At 41.9% G+C, this 18,494-nt stretch carries 17 protein-coding genes; 11 read left to right on the top strand and 6 right to left on the bottom strand.

Annotated features, from left to right (window positions below):
* Positions 1 to 56: 56 nt before the first annotated feature.
* Together BLU33_RS02590 and BLU33_RS02585 are read left to right on the top strand one after the other, a co-directional pair.
* Positions 57 to 410, top strand: a complete 354-nt coding sequence (locus tag BLU33_RS02590; RefSeq protein WP_091368823.1) for a winged helix-turn-helix transcriptional regulator — start codon at positions 57 to 59, stop codon at positions 408 to 410.
* 119 nt (positions 411 to 529) lie between these two features.
* Entirely contained in the window at positions 530 to 1,321 is a 792-nt protein-coding gene (locus BLU33_RS02585; protein WP_091368820.1) for an NIPSNAP family protein, read from the top strand.
* Between the two features lie 79 nt (positions 1,322 to 1,400).
* Here BLU33_RS02585 and BLU33_RS02580 read toward each other — a convergent pair whose 3' ends face one another.
* Positions 1,401 to 2,642: a BamA/TamA family outer membrane protein gene (locus BLU33_RS02580; protein WP_157682025.1), complete on the bottom strand. Its 1,242-nt coding sequence runs from the start codon at positions 2,640 to 2,642 to the stop codon at positions 1,401 to 1,403.
* A 495-nt stretch (positions 2,643 to 3,137) separates the two neighbouring features.
* On the opposite strand from BLU33_RS02580, the gene BLU33_RS02570 reads away from it, so the two are divergent.
* Positions 3,138 to 3,578, top strand: a complete 441-nt coding sequence (locus tag BLU33_RS02570; protein WP_091368812.1) for an META domain-containing protein — start codon at positions 3,138 to 3,140, stop codon at positions 3,576 to 3,578.
* A gap of 119 nt (positions 3,579 to 3,697) precedes the next feature.
* Here BLU33_RS02570 and BLU33_RS02565 read toward each other — a convergent pair whose 3' ends face one another.
* A complete protein-coding gene (locus BLU33_RS02565; protein WP_091368808.1) occupies positions 3,698 to 4,756 on the bottom strand; it encodes a class I fructose-bisphosphate aldolase in 1,059 nt (352 codons plus the stop codon).
* A gap of 150 nt (positions 4,757 to 4,906) precedes the next feature.
* On the opposite strand from BLU33_RS02565, the gene BLU33_RS02560 reads away from it, so the two are divergent.
* Genes BLU33_RS02560 through BLU33_RS02550 form a run of 3 tightly spaced genes read left to right on the top strand, consistent with a single transcriptional unit; the run spans position 4,907 to position 6,390 of the window.
* Complete coding sequence (locus BLU33_RS02560; protein WP_091368805.1) at positions 4,907 to 5,743, top strand: sulfite exporter TauE/SafE family protein; 837 nt, start codon at positions 4,907 to 4,909, stop codon at positions 5,741 to 5,743.
* Position 5,744: 1 nt separating this feature from the next.
* Positions 5,745 to 6,134, top strand: a complete 390-nt coding sequence (locus BLU33_RS02555) for a DUF1634 domain-containing protein (protein WP_091368803.1) — start codon at positions 5,745 to 5,747, stop codon at positions 6,132 to 6,134.
* A gap of 43 nt (positions 6,135 to 6,177) precedes the next feature.
* Positions 6,178 to 6,390 carry a KTSC domain-containing protein gene (locus BLU33_RS02550; protein ID WP_157682024.1) on the top strand — a complete coding sequence of 71 codons (213 nt, stop codon included), beginning with the start codon at positions 6,178 to 6,180 and terminating at the stop codon, positions 6,388 to 6,390.
* Positions 6,391 to 6,392: 2 nt separating this feature from the next.
* Here the strand turns inward: BLU33_RS02550 and BLU33_RS02545 are convergent, their stop codons facing one another.
* Positions 6,393 to 8,840 carry an outer membrane beta-barrel protein gene (locus BLU33_RS02545; RefSeq protein ID WP_091368798.1) on the bottom strand — a complete coding sequence of 816 codons (2,448 nt, stop codon included), beginning with the start codon at positions 8,838 to 8,840 and terminating at the stop codon, positions 6,393 to 6,395.
* A gap of 189 nt (positions 8,841 to 9,029) precedes the next feature.
* Here BLU33_RS02545 and BLU33_RS02540 point away from each other — a divergent pair, with 189 nt between their 5' ends.
* Complete coding sequence (locus BLU33_RS02540) at positions 9,030 to 10,316, top strand: alpha/beta hydrolase (RefSeq protein WP_172829202.1); 1,287 nt, start codon at positions 9,030 to 9,032, stop codon at positions 10,314 to 10,316.
* 20 nt (positions 10,317 to 10,336) lie between these two features.
* Here BLU33_RS02540 and BLU33_RS02535 read toward each other — a convergent pair whose 3' ends face one another.
* Both BLU33_RS02535 and BLU33_RS02530 read right to left on the bottom strand, forming a co-directional pair.
* Entirely contained in the window at positions 10,337 to 10,870 is a 534-nt protein-coding gene (locus BLU33_RS02535) for a pentapeptide repeat-containing protein (protein WP_232009378.1), read from the bottom strand.
* A 33-nt stretch (positions 10,871 to 10,903) separates the two neighbouring features.
* Entirely contained in the window at positions 10,904 to 11,377 is a 474-nt protein-coding gene (locus BLU33_RS02530) for a DinB family protein (RefSeq protein WP_091368790.1), read from the bottom strand.
* A 322-nt stretch (positions 11,378 to 11,699) separates the two neighbouring features.
* On the opposite strand from BLU33_RS02530, the gene BLU33_RS02525 reads away from it, so the two are divergent.
* Entirely contained in the window at positions 11,700 to 12,599 is a 900-nt protein-coding gene (locus BLU33_RS02525) for an OmpA family protein (protein ID WP_091368787.1), read from the top strand.
* 783 nt (positions 12,600 to 13,382) lie between these two features.
* A complete protein-coding gene (locus BLU33_RS02515; protein ID WP_091368781.1) occupies positions 13,383 to 15,164 on the top strand; it encodes a DUF885 domain-containing protein in 1,782 nt (593 codons plus the stop codon).
* Between the two features lie 76 nt (positions 15,165 to 15,240).
* Here BLU33_RS02515 and BLU33_RS02510 read toward each other — a convergent pair whose 3' ends face one another.
* The gene (locus BLU33_RS02510; RefSeq protein WP_091368777.1) at positions 15,241 to 15,546 is read right to left on the bottom strand and encodes a YXWGXW repeat-containing protein; all 306 of its coding nucleotides are present in this window, start codon (positions 15,544 to 15,546) and stop codon (positions 15,241 to 15,243) included.
* 574 nt (positions 15,547 to 16,120) lie between these two features.
* On the opposite strand from BLU33_RS02510, the gene ligA reads away from it, so the two are divergent.
* Positions 16,121 to 18,136, top strand: coding sequence for an NAD-dependent DNA ligase LigA (ligA, locus tag BLU33_RS02500; RefSeq protein ID WP_091368773.1), 2,016 nt, complete (start codon positions 16,121 to 16,123; stop codon positions 18,134 to 18,136).
* 124 nt (positions 18,137 to 18,260) lie between these two features.
* A complete protein-coding gene (locus tag BLU33_RS02495) occupies positions 18,261 to 18,485 on the top strand; it encodes a hypothetical protein (RefSeq protein ID WP_091368770.1) in 225 nt (74 codons plus the stop codon).
* The last annotated feature ends 9 nt before the right edge of the window (positions 18,486 to 18,494 follow it).

Raw genomic sequence — 18,494 nt, 5'->3', positions numbered from 1 at the left:
ATGATTAAGGCGGCCAACAGCTTAACCCTTAATTAGTAACTCATTAACAAGTTAGTATGTCAGAAAGAAAACTAAGTTCCACGAATTTTTATAATCAATCTTTCCTGGAAGAAAAATGCGCACTTAACGAGCTACTCTATTTATTAAGTAAACGATGGATGACTGAAGTCCTTTTTAGCATTGAGGAAGGTAATTCACGTTTCAACAGTTTGAGAGAAGACCTGGAACACATCAGTGATCATATCCTTGCCGACCGGTTGAAGTACCTTGAACAACATGAACTGGTCAATAAAAGCTGCATACCGGGTAATCCACCCAGAACTGAATATACTCTAACTACTAAGGGCGAGGAACTGAGCGAAATATTAGGCGGACTATGCGATTTTGCAGAAAGCAAAATGCAGTTTTGATTGCTAAAGGGAGATGTACTCTCTTATCGCACACAGCTAATTGATTTATTAGTGGCCTCATTTTCATTTTTAAAATAGCATTAGTATAGTTTTGTGATTAACATTAAACAAAACGTGTTATGAAGTTATATTGCCCATCCAAATTTATTTGCCTTTGTATTTCGATCATTTTAATTGCTACTATAAATACTAAGGCCAAAGCGCCGGCCAGGGATTATTATCAGCTTAAGATCTACCATTATAAAACCCAGGAACAGGAAACCAGGCTCGAACAATATTTACAACAAGCCTACATACCGGCTATTCATCGTGCCGGTATTAAACAGGTGGGAATATTTAAGCCGGTTACACAACAGGATACAGACAGAAGAATCTACGTTTTTACTCCTTTTTCCTCATTGGACAAATTAGCAGGGATTGAACAATTACTACAAGCTGATACAAAATATTTGGCTGACGGCAGAGACTACATTGATGCGGATTACAAAAATGCTCCTTATACCCGCATAGAATCGATTATACTACAGGCTTTTCCGGGGATGCCGTCTACAGCAGTTCCTAATCTCACAGCAGCTAAAGCTGACAGGGTTTATGAATTGCGCAGTTATGAAAGCCCAACGGAAAAATATAATATCAACAAAGTTCGGATGTTTAATGTAGGCGACGAGATAGGTCTTTTTAAAAGATTGAACTTTAATGCTGTTTTTTACTCGGAAGTTATATCCGGTAGCCATATGCCAAACCTAATGTATATGACCACTTTTAACAGCAAAGCAGACAGAGATAAACATTGGGAAACATTTGGAAATGACACACAATGGAAAACACTTACCGCTAAGGATGAATATAAAAACAACGTTTCGCACGCTGATATTATGTTTCTTCACCCAACTGAGTATTCTGATTTTTAAAAGGCGGGCATATTAGTTAAAAATCACCAATAACCAAGTCTATATAGCCACGAACCAATTACCCGCTGATCGGGGGGAGCTAAAAAACTTCGCCCAGGTTAACGAAGAAGCCGTGTGAGCCATTGGTGCCTACGCCATAATCAATACAAACATTGGTATCAGAGTGCTTGTTTATTTTGATACGGATACCCGCCCCTGTGCCTGGAGCTAAGCCTTTAAAGGTATTGCTGGGGTAATCTGTAAAACTTTGTCCGTTGGCAAAAACCACAGCGCCAAACAAACCATTCCGGCTGATACCAAAGCGGTATTCAGATTCGAGGTACAGCATATCGCGCCCGCGAAAACGCCCTTCGGCATAGCCACGCCCGCTGTTGGTATACATATCACCTGCAGTTTGAGGTAAGGCCAGGTAAGGTGTGCCTGCTGATGACAACCAGGCCATACCCCAAAATGCCAGCACATTATTTGAGTGATCTGACAACCTTAAATATTTCCGCAGGTCGAGTTCGATAGATTCCCAGTTGGTGCTGCTGCCCATCAACGTGAGGTTCTGGCGGAATACCAGGCTGGCATACTGCCCACCAAGCGGGTTGATACTGTTCCGCCGGCTATCATATAACAGGTCGAGGTTAATACCCGACGAGGTAGAAGCTATTGGCTGTCCGTATTTTTCAAAATCAGATTCGCTTTTATCAAGATTCCCACCGGCTGTAATATTATAGTAATAATCTAAATTGTACCCTGCACCCGCATAAAAATCGGTTAGCAATGTTTTGTATAATGTACCATATAAGCGTATGTAATTATAATCTATCTCGTTGGTTTGTGCCGTTGTTGTTAATGTACCAAGGCCATAAGTTTCTGTAGGGAATTTAAGCCAGCGTATATCTGTTACCAGACGGTATCCATTATCAGGAAACCAGATCTCGGCCCTGTTAAAAAACAAGCGCTGGGTTTTGGTATCATAAGCAAGGTCGGTTTCAATATTCGAAAGGTTCTCCTGATGGGCGCTGCCCGTATAAAATGCAACGTTGCCTGTCAGGTCAATAGCAAGGCCTGTTGACAGCGTATATCCTAAAGAGGGAACAGCTGAAAAATTGAACCTTCGGGCCGGCTTTCCCGCTGTAACTGAAGTGCTTTTGCTAAACAAGCGATCAACGGCGTCGATCATATCTCGCTGCCCGGTTGAATCAGCAGGGCTCAATACAGATTTCTGGTCGTTGATTAAACGTCCGTTTACCTTGCTGCTATCAGTCTGTGAGAACGTCTTTGAAGTGCAGAAAACTGCAAGTACGATAATCGGAAGCTTAAAAATTTTCAAGGGGGTAATTTTCAAGGGTAATTGTTCTGTATAGCACCAATAAGCAATCTCAGTACCAAAAATGCTCACAGAATATGAAACCTGAATGAAATTAAAAGGCATGTGATAAACTTAGTGTTTTGTTTAACTCTTTTTAACAAAGAAAGGATTAAGATAGATCTAATTGGTAAAGGCAGATTACACACAAACTCTAAATAAAACGGGGCAACGGATCAAAAAAATTGACGTTGCCCCATTGGGGTTTTCCTAAATGGATTCGAACCACTATCTTCTGAACCAGAATCAGACATGTTACCCTTGCACCATAGGAAAATCTGTAATGCCTTTGCAGGCTATCTGGTGCAAATATCCTAAAACCTATCAATTTAAAAAAATAATACTTTAAATACTTCGTAAGGGCATTGTTAAATTTTAGCAAATTTTAACAGATGGCATAAAGCTATTTTCAATAAAACATCGTTACTTTATTCAGGAATAAACACCCTCAAACATAAAATGATGAAATTAAAACTGCCTTTAATTGCCTGTTTGCTTATTGTACTATCGGCATGCAGCACTATTAAAAAAGATGAGCATAGCGCTGTAGATGCCCGGATCAATAATATTGTTTGGGAGGTAGTATCATTTAATGGCAAAGTACTTAATCAAAGAGATTACGGAAACGGCCTGCCATCCATCACCTTTGAGATGCAGGATAATAAGATAAATGGCAGCGATGGCTGCAATACATTTATGGGGGTTGCTGCCTATAAAGGCGATAACATTACCGCAGGGCCGATTGCTACTACCCAAATGGCCTGCCCCGGAAATACCATCTCAGGTGATTTTTACGAAGCTTTAGCATCGAAACACCTAACCTGGGCCCTGACGGGCGATGGAACGCTGCGCCTGCTGGTGAATGATGCGGAGGTGATGGCGCTGAAGGAAAGACAATAATCCTGAAAGTTACAAACTTTCAGGATCCGGAGGCTTCAGTTGTAAACTGAAGCCAGTATTGTTGGCAGTGTGCTTACTTGCAAACTGTTAACTGCACGCTGCCAACTGAGAACGGGCAACTACGCCACAGTTATCTCATTGGCCAAATACACATCCTGTACTGCTCTAATGATCTTTACCCCTTCATCAAACGGGCGTTGGAATGCTTTTCGGCCCATAATTAAGCCTGATCCTCCTGCCCTCTTATTGATCACCGCATTTTTAACGGTTTCGGCAAAATCACTTGCGCCTGCTGATTCACCGCCTGAGTTGATCAGTCCGGCACGGCCCATATAGCAATTGGCTACCTGGTAGCGGCACAGGTCGATAGGGTTATCGGTACTTAGTTTACTGTACATCAATGGGTCGGTTTTGCCGAAACCAATTTTAGTGAAACCACCGTTTACATCAGGCAGTTTTTGCTTGATAATATCAGCCTGAATGGTTACGCCTAAATGATTGGCCTGGCCTGTAATATCAGCTGATGTTTCGTAGTTAATGCCATCTTTTTTAAACGCATTGTTACGGGTATAGCACCATAGTACAGTAGCCATGCCTAATTCATGAGCACGCTCAAAAGCCTTTGATACCTCTATAATCTGCCTGTCGGCTTCCTCTGATCCAAAATAGATGGTGGCACCTACCGCCGCCGCACCCAAATTCCAGGCATCATCAACCGACCCGAACATGATCTGATTGTATTTGGTTGGGAAAGTTAACAGCTCGTTATGATTGATTTTTACGATGAAAGGTATTTTATGTGCATACTTACGGGCTACCATAGCCAGGTTACCGAACGTGGTGGCAACAGCATTACACTCAGCCTCAATAGCCAGCTTCAGGATATTCTCCGGATCGAAATACAGTGGGTTTTTAGCAAATGACGCGCCTGCGGTATGCTCAATCCCCTGGTCGACAGGCAAGATAGACATATAGCCCGTGCCAGCCAAACGGCCATGGTTATGTATAGCAGCCAGATTGCGGATCACCTGAGGATTGCGGTTGCTATCCAAAAATATCCTATCAATAAAATCAGGCGATGGAAGATGTAATGTTTCTTTTGGAAAAGTTTCGCTTTTGTGGTTCAGTAAACTGTCGGCATCCTTGCCAAGCAGCTCTAGTATTTCGTTATAAGCCATAAGTAAATTTAAGTTGAATTAATAACATAAAGTTCGATTTATTGTTGTTAAAATTCTGTCTGATTTGTGTAACGTTATTATTTCTTTGCTCAGGGACAAAGCCTTAAAAAGTATTGCTAATTTAGCACTTTTAACAGCCTCAACAATTATATGTCGGTATTAGTATTTACGCTTATTATACTTATCGGTTCATACTTTGCCGGCCTGTTGGGTTCATTAACGGGGCTTGGCGGCGGGTTTGTAATTATCCCACTGCTTACGTTAGGGCTTCATGTTGATATTCATTATGCTATCGGCGCATCGCTGGTATCGGTTATAGCCACATCTTCCGGTTCGGCGGCGGCTTATGTGCGCGAGGGTATTACCAATATCAGGCTAGGCATGTTCCTTGAGATTGCCACCACCGCAGGCGCCATGACGGGGGCCATACTTGCGGTATATATACCTACGCATTACATCGCTATTTTGCTGGGCGTTATACTTATCTTTTCGGCTGTCATGTCGCTCCGCAAAAAGGCAGAGCAAATAGTAAAACATAAAAACCAGTGGGCCGAAAAACTAAAGCTGAACAGCAGTTACCCCACCGCGCAGGGCACCGTTAATTACAGTGTAACTAAAGTAGGCGGCGGGTTTGTAATGATGCTGTTCGCAGGTGTTTTATCGGGCTTGCTGGGTGTGGGTTCAGGTGCATTAAAGGTACTGGCCATGGACACCATTATGCGGATCCCCTTTAAAGTATCAACCACCACCAGCAATTTTATGATTGGTGTTACCGCTGCGGCAAGCGCTGTGGTTTATTTACAGCGTGGTTATATCGATCCGGGTATATCAATGCCGGTGGTAGTTGGCGTGCTGCTTGGCGCCTTAAGCGGATCAAAAATATTGGTACACACACAATCATCGGGCTGGCTACGCTGGGTATTTGCCATTGTGGTTGCTTTTTTAGCTTCGCAGATGATCTATAACGGAATAATCGGGAAAATATAACATGGCACAAAAGATCAGTTTTAAGGATACAGACATGCAGGTGGTTATAGGCTGGGTACTGCGCATAGGCGTAATTGTATCTATCAGTATCGTATTCTTCGGCGGTATTATTTTCCTTTACAGGCATGGTCAGGAGGTGGTTGACCATCGCAAATTTGTTGGCATACCCGATTTTATACAAAACTTTAAGGGGATTATGTACGGCATAGTTACCTTTAGGGGGCAGGCTATTATACAGTTCGGCATCATCCTGCTGATTGCTACGCCCATACTCCGGGTTATATTCTCAACAATAGGTTTTGTGCTCGAGAAGGACAAACTTTATATATTCATTAGCTTGCTGGTACTGCTTATCATATTTGCAAGCATGCTAAGTGGCCATGCCGGTTAACATTTTTAAAACAATTTACCGTCTTTGTGCTGTTATACCTATAATGCAAAGGCATCCGGTACGGTCATCGGTTTTAGATAGCGTGGGTTACGATCCCGGCGCTAAAATTCTTGAACTTGAATTTAGGGAGGGCGGCGTGTGGACTTACTTTAACTTTCCGAAGCCAACCTATAAAAGATTTATTAGTGCAGAATCATTGGGCGTTTTTTTTGTAAAGCGGATAAAAGGTAAATATCCCGAGCTGCGTGTAAAGTAAGCTTAATTCTCGTTTGAACTGCCACTTAACCTTTTTTGGTCATCAACGTTACCTCCTGTACGCCGTGACGGCCCCTTAACAGTCGACTTGCCAAAACGATAGGTGAAAGTTAGCATCGCAAACCGGCTCCCCACTTTTTCCTTGCCTGTAAGATCGAGATTGGAATAATTGGAGGTATACTGATATTGATCACTATTAAAAATATCAGTAACCATTAGCCTTATGCTGCCATTGTTATGCAGTACCGACTGACTAAGGCCAGCACGTACCGCATATTGCGCTTTATATTGCTTAATACCGTAGTAAGTTGGCGAAGAATAAAATCCATATAGCTCAGCTTTTAAGCCTTTATTTATAGTAAAGCTTTGATTGAGCTGCAGATTTAATTCATAGGTTGATTTACGGGCGCTGTCCTGATTATAGATATACTTTGCATAACCGGCATCAAGGTCTATATTAACATTCCACCATTTGGTAATATCAACCGGTATGGTAAATTCAGCTTCGTACTCGTACCGCGTGCCAATGTTATTTAAAGTGGTTACGTATATTTTGGTCGAATCGTTTTGCTCATAAACCGGGGCAAACATATCCTGCGTTACCGTTAAGCGCAGCTCAACCTTGTATTTATCTTTATAAAGATCTGAAATTGAGTACACGTTGTAGTACTCCGGCTTTAAAAATGGATTGCCTGTACTATAGGAGTATTGGCCAATAAAACCAACAAAAGGGTTCAGGTCCTGGTAGTTGGGACGCGTTATACGGCGGTCATAACCAATTGAAAGCATGTTATTTGTATCAACAGCCTGTGTCCATTGTATATTCGGAAAAAGATCAAAATAACTGCGGGCTACCGTTTTATCAGGGTGGTATGATTTACCGTATGAGCTCGTTTGCTCGGCACGCAGGCCAAGTGTAAGATCGCTTTTCCCAAACTTATCGCTATAGGCTGCATAGGCTGCATTTATACGCTCCTTATATATAAAGTGGTCTGTTAAAGAGGGTATGGGCAAAAAATTTACGGTATCTGCACCCTGGTTAAAAGCTATAGTATTATCGCTGTTTACCTGGTTATCTTTTAACCCGGCGCTTAAATTACTGCTTTTGCTTAACTGCTGACTAAAATCAATACGTTCGGAACGGATATTGATAGATGATGGGGAATTATCAGTATAAAATAAAGGCGCACGGTAGGGTGTGCCGTTTGTGAGATAGAAATAATTATTAATCAATTCAAAAGAGCTCCTGTCGTAGGTTGAGTAATCAAAATCGGCTGTTAGTGATGTCCCGTTATTTTTACCAAAGCTGCCTTTGTAGTTTAGGTTATAATTGAGATTAGTAATAGCCCTATCCACATGCGATTGCGTGGTAAGGATAGAATCCAATGACCCATTATTCCTGATATAAGTAGAACTGAATTTATCAATCCCTGCCTGGTTATGGTAACCATAAAACAGAGCACCTACAGTTTGCTTTGGTGTAATACTGTAATCAACGCCTGCATTATAGTTGTTTGTTTTTGTATATGATGTGCTGTTATAATTTACATCAATATTAGTTAGCAGGTTATCGTCATAAATATTACGGTCAATATCCAGCAAGCGCGGCAGCTTATTATCGGCAAAGCTATAGTTCCCAAAAAAATTAAATTTATCTGTACGGTAATTAAGGTTAATACCGCTGCTAAATTTGTAATCCTGTCCGTATGCTGCACTTTCAACAATACTTGCCCTAAAGCCAAGATCTTTACTCTTTTTCAGTATGATATTGATCACCCCGCCGCCACCCGTAGCATCATATTTAGCTGATGGATTTGCTATCAGCTCTATCTGGCTAATCATATTGCCCTGGTAACTTTTCAACAGGTCGGCCAGCTGATCATCAGTAAGATTACCTACCGGCTTGCCATTTATAGCTATCAAAGCCTTTTGACCACCTTTAAATAAAATACTGTTATCCCTAACACGTACACCTGGCGCGGTAGTTAATATGTCCAACACTGAATTGCCTGCCGAAAGTATGCTCCTGTCAACATTCAACACCGTTTTATCCGGCTGCACTTGTATATAGTCTTTTTTGGCAGTAATGCTTACTTCGCCCAGCTGCTGATTTACGGGCGATAAAGTGAGCTCGCTGATGGCTGTTGTTTTACCGGCAAGTAAATGGTATTGCCCGGTATAATATTTACTATACCCTATTTTATGGATGGAAAGCAGGTATAAGCCAGGCACAATGTTATCAAATTTAAACACGCCGGTTTGGCCAGATGTAGTTGTTTTAACCACAGATGAATCAGGAAGGCTAAGAAGTGTTACAGTGGCATCTTCGGCAGGTATATGCTTTTCTGTCAGTATTTTACCTGTAATTAACGACATACCTGTTTGTGCGTGCGAATAGCTATATGTGCCTAACAGTAGCGCCGACAATAAGCATCCGAAAAAAAACTTCATCAACAGTTATGTGAAAATTTACTATATGTTTGCTTTGATTTATTGGTAATTTAAACGCAAAATTAGGGTCAAAGGTTTTACAATGTGATTTTAGTGTTAAATCCAATTAAACACAAACACGGTATACAACCCATATTATTTTAAAGTATATAATCAAAAAAAAGGATCAGTTTTACTGACTAAATGAGTATGAAAAAAGTTGTTTTTATTTTCCTTACCTTATTCTTTACAGCCAGCGTTTTTGCACAGGCAGCCCCTGCCGCTTATGAAGTTGTATTGAATAACTTTGTGAAGTTTTATAACGCAGGCGAGGCCGACAGCGTTTTTATGATGTTCAGTCCTGAAATGAAAGCGGCTGAACCGCTTGATAAGTTTACATCAACAACGGCTCAATTAAAAGAACAATTGGGCAGCCTTGACCAAACAACCTTTGCAAAATATACCCAGCCGGTATCCGCTTATAAAGCGAAATTCAAGAACGGCATTTTTATGCTTAACCTGGCATTAAACAACGACGGAAAAATAACCGGGTTGTTTTTAAAACCACAGGATGAACCGGCGGCTTCCACTACTTCTGTTGACCCATCGGTAACGGAATCGCCCATTGCTTTGAAAACTATGGCAGGCTCAATTGCGGGCACCTTAACCATGCCCAAAACCGTAAATGGCAAAATACCTGTGGTATTAATTATAGCCGGATCCGGCGCAACCGACCGTGATGGCAATTGCAAAAACCCTGTGATTACTGCCAACAGCTATCAATTACTGGCTGCGGCTTTGGGTAAAGCCGGCATTGCATCATTACGTTATGATAAGCGTATGGTTGGGCAAAGCGTAAGCGCCGACAAGGAAAACCAAATGCGTTTTGAAGATTATATTGATGATGCTACAGCCCTTATAGGTATGCTGAATGATGATGGCCGATTTTCGAAAATAATTATTGCCGGCCATGGCCAGGGCGCATTGGTTGGCATGATGTCGGTACCTGATGAGCCTATAAAAGGATTTATATCACTAGAAGGCGCTGGCGACCCTGCTGATAAGGTGTTAACCGAGCAAATGAAATCGCAGCCATCATACTTGGGCGATGAGTTTAAAGCTATGCTTGATACTTTGCGTAAAGGCAAAATGACTAATAATATCGATCCTGCTTTATATTACGTTGCAAGACCCTCCATTCAGATGTTCCTGATGTCGTGGTGCAGATACGATCCGCAACGCGAAATAAAGAAAGTTAAAATGCCCATGCTGATCATACAGGGCACTACCGATCTGTTATATCCGGTTACACAAGGCCTGAAACTAAAATCGGCAAAATCAAATGCCACATATACTATCGTAAGGGGAATGAATTATGTTTTAAAAGATGCCCCGGCAGATAGGGAGCCTAATATAGCCACCTACCAGAAACCCGACCTGCCACTTAACCAGGAAATGGTTACAGCTGTTGTAGATTTTATTAATGGATTAAAATAGAGATAAACGAAAATACCGGATCAGACTATCCTGATCTGGTATTTTGTTAAAAGCCCTGCGAGGCCATCAGCCGAAAAAGAAGCCTTTTTGATATTGTTTATTTCAGGGTCGATACTGTAGTGATAGGCAGTTACAAAGTTTGCCGAGCTAATATCCGTCCGGTTAAAAACTGCCCCCGACAAGTCTGACTGATCAAAAACACTCCCCGATAAATTTGCCTGGCTAAAGGTAGTTTCCTTTAATGAGCATTTGGTAAACCTGGTGCTCACCATCTTGCGGCCCATAAATGAAGCATAATCCAGTATACAGCCATCAAACTTTACGCTGAAAAGCATGGTTTGGCACTCACTGAAATTTACTCCCAATATTTTACAATTATTGAATACGGCATTATTTAAGGCAGCGCCGTTCAGCTTCATCAGCGATAAATTGCAACTCTCAAAAATGCAGTCGATAAATTTATTATGCGAAAAATCGCTGTTGGTAAAATCGCAGCGTTTAAATGTGCAGCTTTGAAACTCCTGCCCTTTTACAACCTTCTCTGTATAACTCATACTGTCGAAGGTTTTATCATCATGTAGTTCCATCTATTTCCAGGCGCCTAATAATCTTCTTATCGCTATTATTTCGCCTACGTGGTACGAGGTATGATCGGCCATTTGCAAAGCTTCCAGTAATATGGTTTGCCCGCTGCCGCCGGGAATTTGCTCGTACAGGTTACTGTGTTCTAAAATGCCAATAAACTCATCAAGGTCGTTATTGATCTGCTCCAATGATTCATTCCAGGCCTCATCATTCTTTGGGGCGCTTTCCTTTGGCCAGTATTCCTCGGGCCATTTTGGCGATTTGTGGTGCGGATCCATACAAAAACGCAGCATATCCCATTGGGCAATACGTATATGTTCCACCAGTTGCCATATACTATATGGTAGTTTATCGGGCACTGCACCACGCAATTCAGCAGGCAGGCCTTTCACGGCAGTTTTCATATCGGCATGGGCATTGCCGCCAAGCAGCAATTTGGTAAGTTCTTTTACTAAGGTTTTATTGTTATTATCCATTTTACAGATTTTTTTTAGTTAACAATCAGCAGCGCGATTGGTTGCATGGATTATGCATAATATGCCAATTGTTAATGCAGTAAATATATCGATTACAGGCCGGGCATGAGTAATACCCAGAGCCTGAATTTGATATTTAGAATATATTCTAAACAGCTGCAACACCCTATAGTTAACTAAATTTACAATAAGGTAATTATAGGTATTCAGCGAAAGAAATATGGTAGTTTATTCGTCAAATTGAAACTATACAGTAACTTTATTGTTAAAGAAACGTTGATTATAAATGTATTATAATCGATTAGTAAACATTAATAGCCACATGAAAATGAAATTCTTTATGCCAGCTATATTGCTGGTGGTAGCCGTAGCCTCAGGTTGTGTAAGCACAAAAAAATACCAGGCTTTACAAGCAGATAACGCCAATTTACAAAAAAAGAATGACGAGGTAATGCAAAGTTACCAGGTAACTCAGCAGGAGCTTGCCGGCTCAAAAAGCCGTGTTACCAGCCTTGAAGAGCAAATTGCAGCGGCAAATGCCAATACAGCTGCCTTACAGGATGCACTAAATAAATGTTTGGCCGGTAACAATCAGGGTGGTATGAACATCTCAAAACTGGTTGACCAGATAAACGCGTCTAATGCCTATATCAAGGAACTGGTAAACTCAAAAAACAAAAGCGACTCGCTTAATATGGTGTTAACCAACAACCTTACCCGCTCGTTAAGTCCGGATGAGACAAAAGACGTAGATGTAAAAGTGCTTAAAGGCGTAGTTTATGTATCGCTATCTGATAACATGATCTACAAATCAGGCAGCTATGAAATTTCAGACCGGGCAGGAGCAACATTAGCTAAAATAGCCAAGATCATTAATGATTACTCTACTTATGATGTGCTGGTAGAAGGTAATACCGATAATGTTCCCATTTCACAAAAGAATATCCGTAATAACTGGGACCTGAGTACATTAAGGGCATCATCAGTAGTTATGGCATTACAGAACACCTACGGCGTTGACCCTAAACGCTTAACAGCAGGTGGTCGTGGTGAGTTTAACCCAATTGCTGATAACAGCTCTCCAGCCGGCAAATCACAAAACAGGCGTACTGAAATTATTATAACACCAAAACTGGATCAGTTTATGGCCCTTATTGGCAAAGCACCGGCACCAGGCGCAACTACTGTACCAACAGTACCGGCACCAGCTCCGGGTCAATAATAATTTAGTTTGATATTTATGAACGCCTTTCGGGAAACCGGAGGGCGTTTTTTGTTTTGAGTGGAAGTGTGCACATTTATTTTCGCGCGTTATTGCGAGGTACGAAGCAATCTTTATGCTGTACAGAGTGGTTGCTTGGTTTCGATCTATCTCATGGTATCGCTCATAGCCGCTAAGGCCTATTTCTTTTGTCTTGATACAAAAGAACCAAAAAATCAAGACAAAAAGATCCTTCCACCCACAGGCAAAACACCCAGGCCCGCGCTTTTTGTCGGGCCTTTGCACGCGTTTAATTTCGGATCATTTTAAGCCCTCTCCTTTGGAGAGGGTTGGGTGAGGCTTCCGTCAGTAGAACAGCTTCGGGTGAAATCAGGCAAAACGATGGTGGCCTAGTGTGTAATGGCAGGGCATAGCAGATTTTTACAGAAGCGCAAAGGCCAAGTGCGTAGCGACAGCAGGGTAAAAATATAGCAGCCCAGGTTTTGCCTGATTTGCTGGGAAGGCCTTGTGTGGCAAAGAAGCCTTTCGACTGACTTGACTTTTTTGGTTACTTTTTGTGTCAAAGACAAAAAGTGACTTCTTAGCGAAAAGCGATACCATACGATAAGTATACAACCATGCATATTCGTCGTGCACAGTCGGGGATTGCTTCGTTCCTCGCAATGACGCGCGGATAGGGTCAAACCGCTACCCCTCTCAAAAATTTTACACCTCCTCCTGCATTTCACCAATTTATTTCATCTAAATGTTATAAGTTTATATTTTCAAACTAATTGAACTGCTGTGAACAGAAAATTCTTATCCATCGTTCTTTTAATTACCGTTTTTGCGGCCTGTAAAAAGGACTCTGTAGGCCCAACAGGTATAAAAGATGATGCCGCATTTGTTGTGTATGAAAGTACTTTTTTAGATGGATTATGGAAAGTAAACCCCGACTGGGCAACCTCGGTAGGGTATCATAAATATGATAGTTTACTGTTGGTGCCAAGTAATAAAACAAGGGACAAACAGCTTGAATACTATAAATCAAACCTCGACTCACTATCGCATTACGAGATCGAGAAGCTATCGCAAAATAACCGCATAGATTATCAGATCATGCAAAACCAGCTGCAATACCTGCAATGGGATACCGAGTTTTTAAAGGAATATGAGTGGAACCCTACCCATTATAATGTGATAGGCACATTTGCTTATATCTTGAATGAGCATTACGCGCCGCTTGCCAAACGCCTGCGTAATTTCTACCAAAAAATGGCCAATATTCCTGATTACTATAAGGAGGCCGAAAAGCAGATCAAAAATCCGGTGGTTGAACTTACCAATCTGGCGATAGATCAACACCTGAACGGCGTTGGAACTTTTGAAAAGGATTTTGCCGATTCATTAAAAAAATCAAACATCCCCGAGGCCGAGCAAAAACAAATGCTCGACAGGGCGGCTGTGTCAGCTACCGCTATAAGAGGGTTCGCGGCATTCCTTAAAGGGATGAAAAACGATCACCCGCGCGATTTCAGGCTGGGTCAGGAATATTATAACGATAAGTTTAAATACGAGATACAATCACAATATACGTCGCAGCAAATATTTAACGCTGCAACCGAACGGAAAAAATTTGTTCATCATGAAATGGCACAATTGAGCCGCCAACTGTGGCCAAAATATTTTGGCACGCAAGCTATGCCAAAGGATAGCATGGAACTGATCAGCAAAGTGATTGATACTATCGCAAGCAGACACGTTGATGCGGATAACTTTCAATCATCAATTGAGCAGCTTATACCTAAGTTAACCGCTTTTGTGCGGGCAAAAGACCTGGTAACAATGGATCCTTCGAAACCACTGGTTGTACGTAAAGAGCCTGGCTATATGGCGGGCAGCGGCGCGGGTGCATCCATGAGTTCGCCTGGCCCGTATGATAAAACAGGAAACTCTTACTTCAACGTAGGCAGCCTGGCCGGCTATTCGCCCGAGCAGGCCGAAAGTTATTTGCGTGAGTACAATAACTACACTTTGCAAATACTATGCATCCACGAGGCTATACCGGGCCATTACGTGCAGTTGGTGTACGCTAATCAATCGCCAAGCTTAATTAAATCCATATTTGGCAATAATGCCATGATAGAGGGTTGGGCGGTTTATGGCGAACAAATGATGCTTGACAATGGTTACGGTGGTGACAACCCCGAAATGAAGCTAATGTGGTATAAATGGCACCTGCGCTCCGTTTGTAATACCATACTGGATTACAGTGTACATGCTGCTGGCATGACGAAAGACCAGGCCATTACTTTTCTTACCCACGAGGCCTTTCAGCAAAAAACTGAGGCCGAAAACAAATGGAAACGTGTAACCGTAAGCAGTGTACAACTGGATTGCTACTATACCGGCTATAAAGAAATTATGGACCTGCGCGAACTATGGAAAAAAGATCAGGGTGTTAATTATACTTTAAAGGGCTTTAATGAAAAATTCCTGAGCTATGGCAGTGCTCCTGTAAAATACATTAAGGAAGCCATGATGAAGAAAGATACACACGATAGTGGCACCGGAACAGGTAATTGATATTATCAGGTTACTGTAAACAAAAAAAAGCGATGGGTTTAAAACTCATCGCTTTTTTTGTTCTGTACATATTTACTTACGCCCAACGACCCTGTACCCACATATATCCGCCCCTGTGATGACGCCAGTGGCCTGCTCTCCAAACTGCGTGCGGGTGTGGCGGAAGCGCCCAATAGCCACCGTGGTAAACATATCTGCCTCCCGCTGGTGTCCACTCTTCGGCCACCCAAACGTGGCGTGGTGAAGGTGCTACGGGCCTTTCCACAACAACCTCTCTCGGGCGTTCAGGGCGAACAACTACAACAACCTGTGCCTGACTTTTAGCAACTGTAAAAGCAGATATGGCAATAAATAAAAACAGAACTTTCTTTACATTTTTCATAGATGTATTTAATTTAATAACTAACGGTATGACGGTCTGAGAGGAAAAGGGTTTAAAAGAAAAATTGGCAGGTACTGGCTTCAGTCTGCGACTGAAGCCTACTGATCGTGAAAGTTTGTAACTTTCACAATGGATTATAGTGCGAATAGTTAACTCACCTAAACTTCGCTTTTATTCCCCCACCTCTTTACACCGCAGGTGAAGAGAGGTCGACGAGTGAAACGATGTCGGGTGAGTCAAACGGAGCGCGTTTATTAGGGCGTTCCCCTGTGGGTCAGGCTGTACGCTCATACTGCACAGGCTTTAACCACTAGCCGGTATCCGCTGCCATCCTTAACGCAGAGCTTCCACGCGTTTGACTCACCCCGACTACGCTACGCTGGTCGACCCTCTCTGTGGCAAGCCGCAAAGAGGGTAAAAAAATAATGAAGCTCACCCTCTTTCCGCCGAAGGTGAAGAGAGGGTGGTCGAACGGCCGAGCGAAGACCGGGTGAGTCAAACGGAGCGCGTTTAACCCCTGCTCATTTAGCATATATTTTTGTCTATTCATCCATACATTCATATCTTCGTTTCTATGTCACCAGAAGAAGCAAAAAAAAGAATTAAGGCATTATTGGCTGAAATAAAACAGCACAATTACAACTACTACGTGTTGGCTATGCCCACTATTAATGATTTTGGCTTTGATAAGCTCCTGGAAGAACTCATCGCCCTTGAAAAGCAATTCCCTGAATTTGCTGACCCTGATTCCCCTACCCAAAAAGTGGGTGGTTTTATCACCAAAGAATTTAAAACTGTTCAGCATAAATGGCCCATGCTTTCGCTTGGCAACACTTACAGTGAACAGGAACTCCTGGATTTTGACCAACGCGTAAAAAAAGCTATCGGCGATAATTTTGAGTACGTGTGCGAGCTGAAATTCGATGGGCTATCCATGAGTCTCACTTATGAGGATGGCAAACTGGCACGTGCCGTAACCCGCGGCGATGGGGTACAGGGTGATGAGGTAACTCCCAATGTACGTACTATCCACAGCATCCCTAAACGCCTTGATGAGGGTAATTATCCGCAGCACTTTGAAATAAGGGGAGAAGTTTTTATGCACCTGAAAGCCTTTGAACGGCTAAATGAAGAGCGTATTGAAAACGGAGAAATACCATACGCCAACCCCAGGAATTTTGCATCGGGCACTATAAAATTACAAGACTCCAGCGAAGTGGCTAAACGCCCGCTGGATAGTTTCATGTATTTTCTATATACCGATAAACTGTTATTCAAAACCCATTGGGAAAGTTTGCAGGCTGTAAAAAGCTGGGGCTTCCCGGTAAATAGCCATAGCAAACTTTGTACTGACATTACTGAGGTATTAGCCTTTATTAACAAATGGGATAAGGAGCGCTATAACCTGAGCTATGATATTGATGGTATAGTAGTTAAGGTAAACAATTATTCACAGCAGCAGGAACTGGGCTTTACTGCCAAATCGCCACGCTGGGCCATTGCCTACAAATTTAAAGCTGAGCAGGTTGAAACAGAACTGCTCAGTGTAAGCTACCAGGTTGGCCGCACCGGGGCTGTTACCCCCGTTGCTAACCTAAAGCCGGTGCTGCTGGCAGGTACCACCGTAAAAAGGGCAACCCTGCATAATGCCAATGAAATTCTGAGGCTCGACCTGCATGAGGGTGATTCTGTTTACGTTGAAAAAGGTGGTGAGATCATCCCCAAGATCATCAGCGTAAACCCGGCAAAACGCAAGCCGGATGCCGAGCCAATTGTTTATCGCACTACTTGCCCCGCATGTGGCACAACGCTTGAGCGTAAAGAAGGCGAAGCTGCTTTCTACTGCCCCAATGATGAAGGCTGCCCGCCGCAGATAGTGGGTAAAATGCAGCATTTTATTGATCGTAAGGCCATGAATATTGATGGTTTGGGCGATGAAACAATTGACACCTTATATCAAAAGGGCTTCATTAAACACATAAGCGATCTCTACACTTTATACCAGCACAGCGATGAATTAAAGCTGCTGGGCCGATTTGGAGAAAAGTCTATCAACAATATGCTGGATGGTATTGAGCTATCGAAAAAAATGCCTTTTGAAAAAGTATTGTTCGGTTTAGGCATACGATATGTGGGGCAAACAGTAGCAAAAAAACTGGTTCAGCATTTTAAAACAATTGAAAAACTGAAGATTGCCAGCTTTGATGAACTAATTACAGCCGAAGAAATTGGTGAACGTATTGCCAACAGCATACTCGAATATTTCAATGATGAAAATCATAAAGAAGAGATTGAAAAACTAAAAAACCATGGCTTACAATTTGTAGCCGAAGAAAAGGAACTGAACCTACAAAGTGAGAAACTTGCAGGTAAAAGTTTCATTATATCTGGCGTGTTCGAAAACTATTCAAGAGATGAGCTAAAGGACATAATAGAGCAAAATAATGGTAAAATTTTAAGTAGTATTTCCACAAAATTAAGTTATATTGTAGGCGGTAATAATATGGGACCAGCAAAGCTTGAAAAAGCTCAAAAATTGAATATCCCTATTATTAGTGCAGGTGAATTATTAGAAATGCTGAATCAATAAAATTTACAAATTGATGTGATTTCTAATTGTAACATTTTTGTTACAATTAAACTTCTGGTATAACGGCTTGTTCTAATGTAGTACTAAAAACTTAATTTTGCATAAATATAAAATATCTACACTCATGAATAACTTTTTATCAATACAACCGGCAATTTTTTGCGAACCTTGCAAAGATTGCGGTGCGCGCCCTGTAGTAGAACAATCTAAAAATGGCTACGTTGTCAGGTGCCCTAATGATAAAAAGCATTATAAAACAAAAGCCGGATTGGTGGATATCACTGATTGGAATTTAAAGAATAAAGCGCATATGCCATTTGTGGCCTCTCCAAAGCAAAAGGCATCATAAAACTAACAA

It is taken from the genome of Mucilaginibacter mallensis (assembly GCF_900105165.1).
Classification (GTDB): domain Bacteria; phylum Bacteroidota; class Bacteroidia; order Sphingobacteriales; family Sphingobacteriaceae; genus Mucilaginibacter; species Mucilaginibacter mallensis.
Note: the sequence above shows the minus strand (reverse complement) of the source record. Positions and strands in the feature narration are given on the sequence as shown.

Coding starts and splice junctions, on each gene's coding strand:
- BLU33_RS02590 (WP_091368823.1), top strand. CDS start 57: ATGTCAGAAAGAAAACTAAGTTCCACGAATTTTTATAATCAATCTTTC.
- BLU33_RS02585 (WP_091368820.1), top strand. CDS start 530: ATGAAGTTATATTGCCCATCCAAATTTATTTGCCTTTGTATTTCGATC.
- BLU33_RS02570 (WP_091368812.1), top strand. CDS start 3,138: ATGATGAAATTAAAACTGCCTTTAATTGCCTGTTTGCTTATTGTACTA.
- BLU33_RS02565 (WP_091368808.1), bottom strand. CDS start 4,756: ATGGCTTATAACGAAATACTAGAGCTGCTTGGCAAGGATGCCGACAGT.
- BLU33_RS02560 (WP_091368805.1), top strand. CDS start 4,907: ATGTCGGTATTAGTATTTACGCTTATTATACTTATCGGTTCATACTTT.
- BLU33_RS02555 (WP_091368803.1), top strand. CDS start 5,745: ATGGCACAAAAGATCAGTTTTAAGGATACAGACATGCAGGTGGTTATA.
- BLU33_RS02550 (WP_157682024.1), top strand. CDS start 6,178: ATGCAAAGGCATCCGGTACGGTCATCGGTTTTAGATAGCGTGGGTTAC.
- BLU33_RS02545 (WP_091368798.1), bottom strand. CDS start 8,840: ATGAAGTTTTTTTTCGGATGCTTATTGTCGGCGCTACTGTTAGGCACA.
- BLU33_RS02540 (WP_172829202.1), top strand. CDS start 9,030: ATGAAAAAAGTTGTTTTTATTTTCCTTACCTTATTCTTTACAGCCAGC.
- BLU33_RS02535 (WP_232009378.1), bottom strand. CDS start 10,870: ATGAGTTATACAGAGAAGGTTGTAAAAGGGCAGGAGTTTCAAAGCTGC.
- BLU33_RS02530 (WP_091368790.1), bottom strand. CDS start 11,377: ATGGATAATAACAATAAAACCTTAGTAAAAGAACTTACCAAATTGCTG.
- BLU33_RS02525 (WP_091368787.1), top strand. CDS start 11,700: ATGAAAATGAAATTCTTTATGCCAGCTATATTGCTGGTGGTAGCCGTA.
- BLU33_RS02510 (WP_091368777.1), bottom strand. CDS start 15,546: ATGAAAAATGTAAAGAAAGTTCTGTTTTTATTTATTGCCATATCTGCT.
- ligA (WP_091368773.1), top strand. CDS start 16,121: ATGTCACCAGAAGAAGCAAAAAAAAGAATTAAGGCATTATTGGCTGAA.
- BLU33_RS02495 (WP_091368770.1), top strand. CDS start 18,261: ATGAATAACTTTTTATCAATACAACCGGCAATTTTTTGCGAACCTTGC.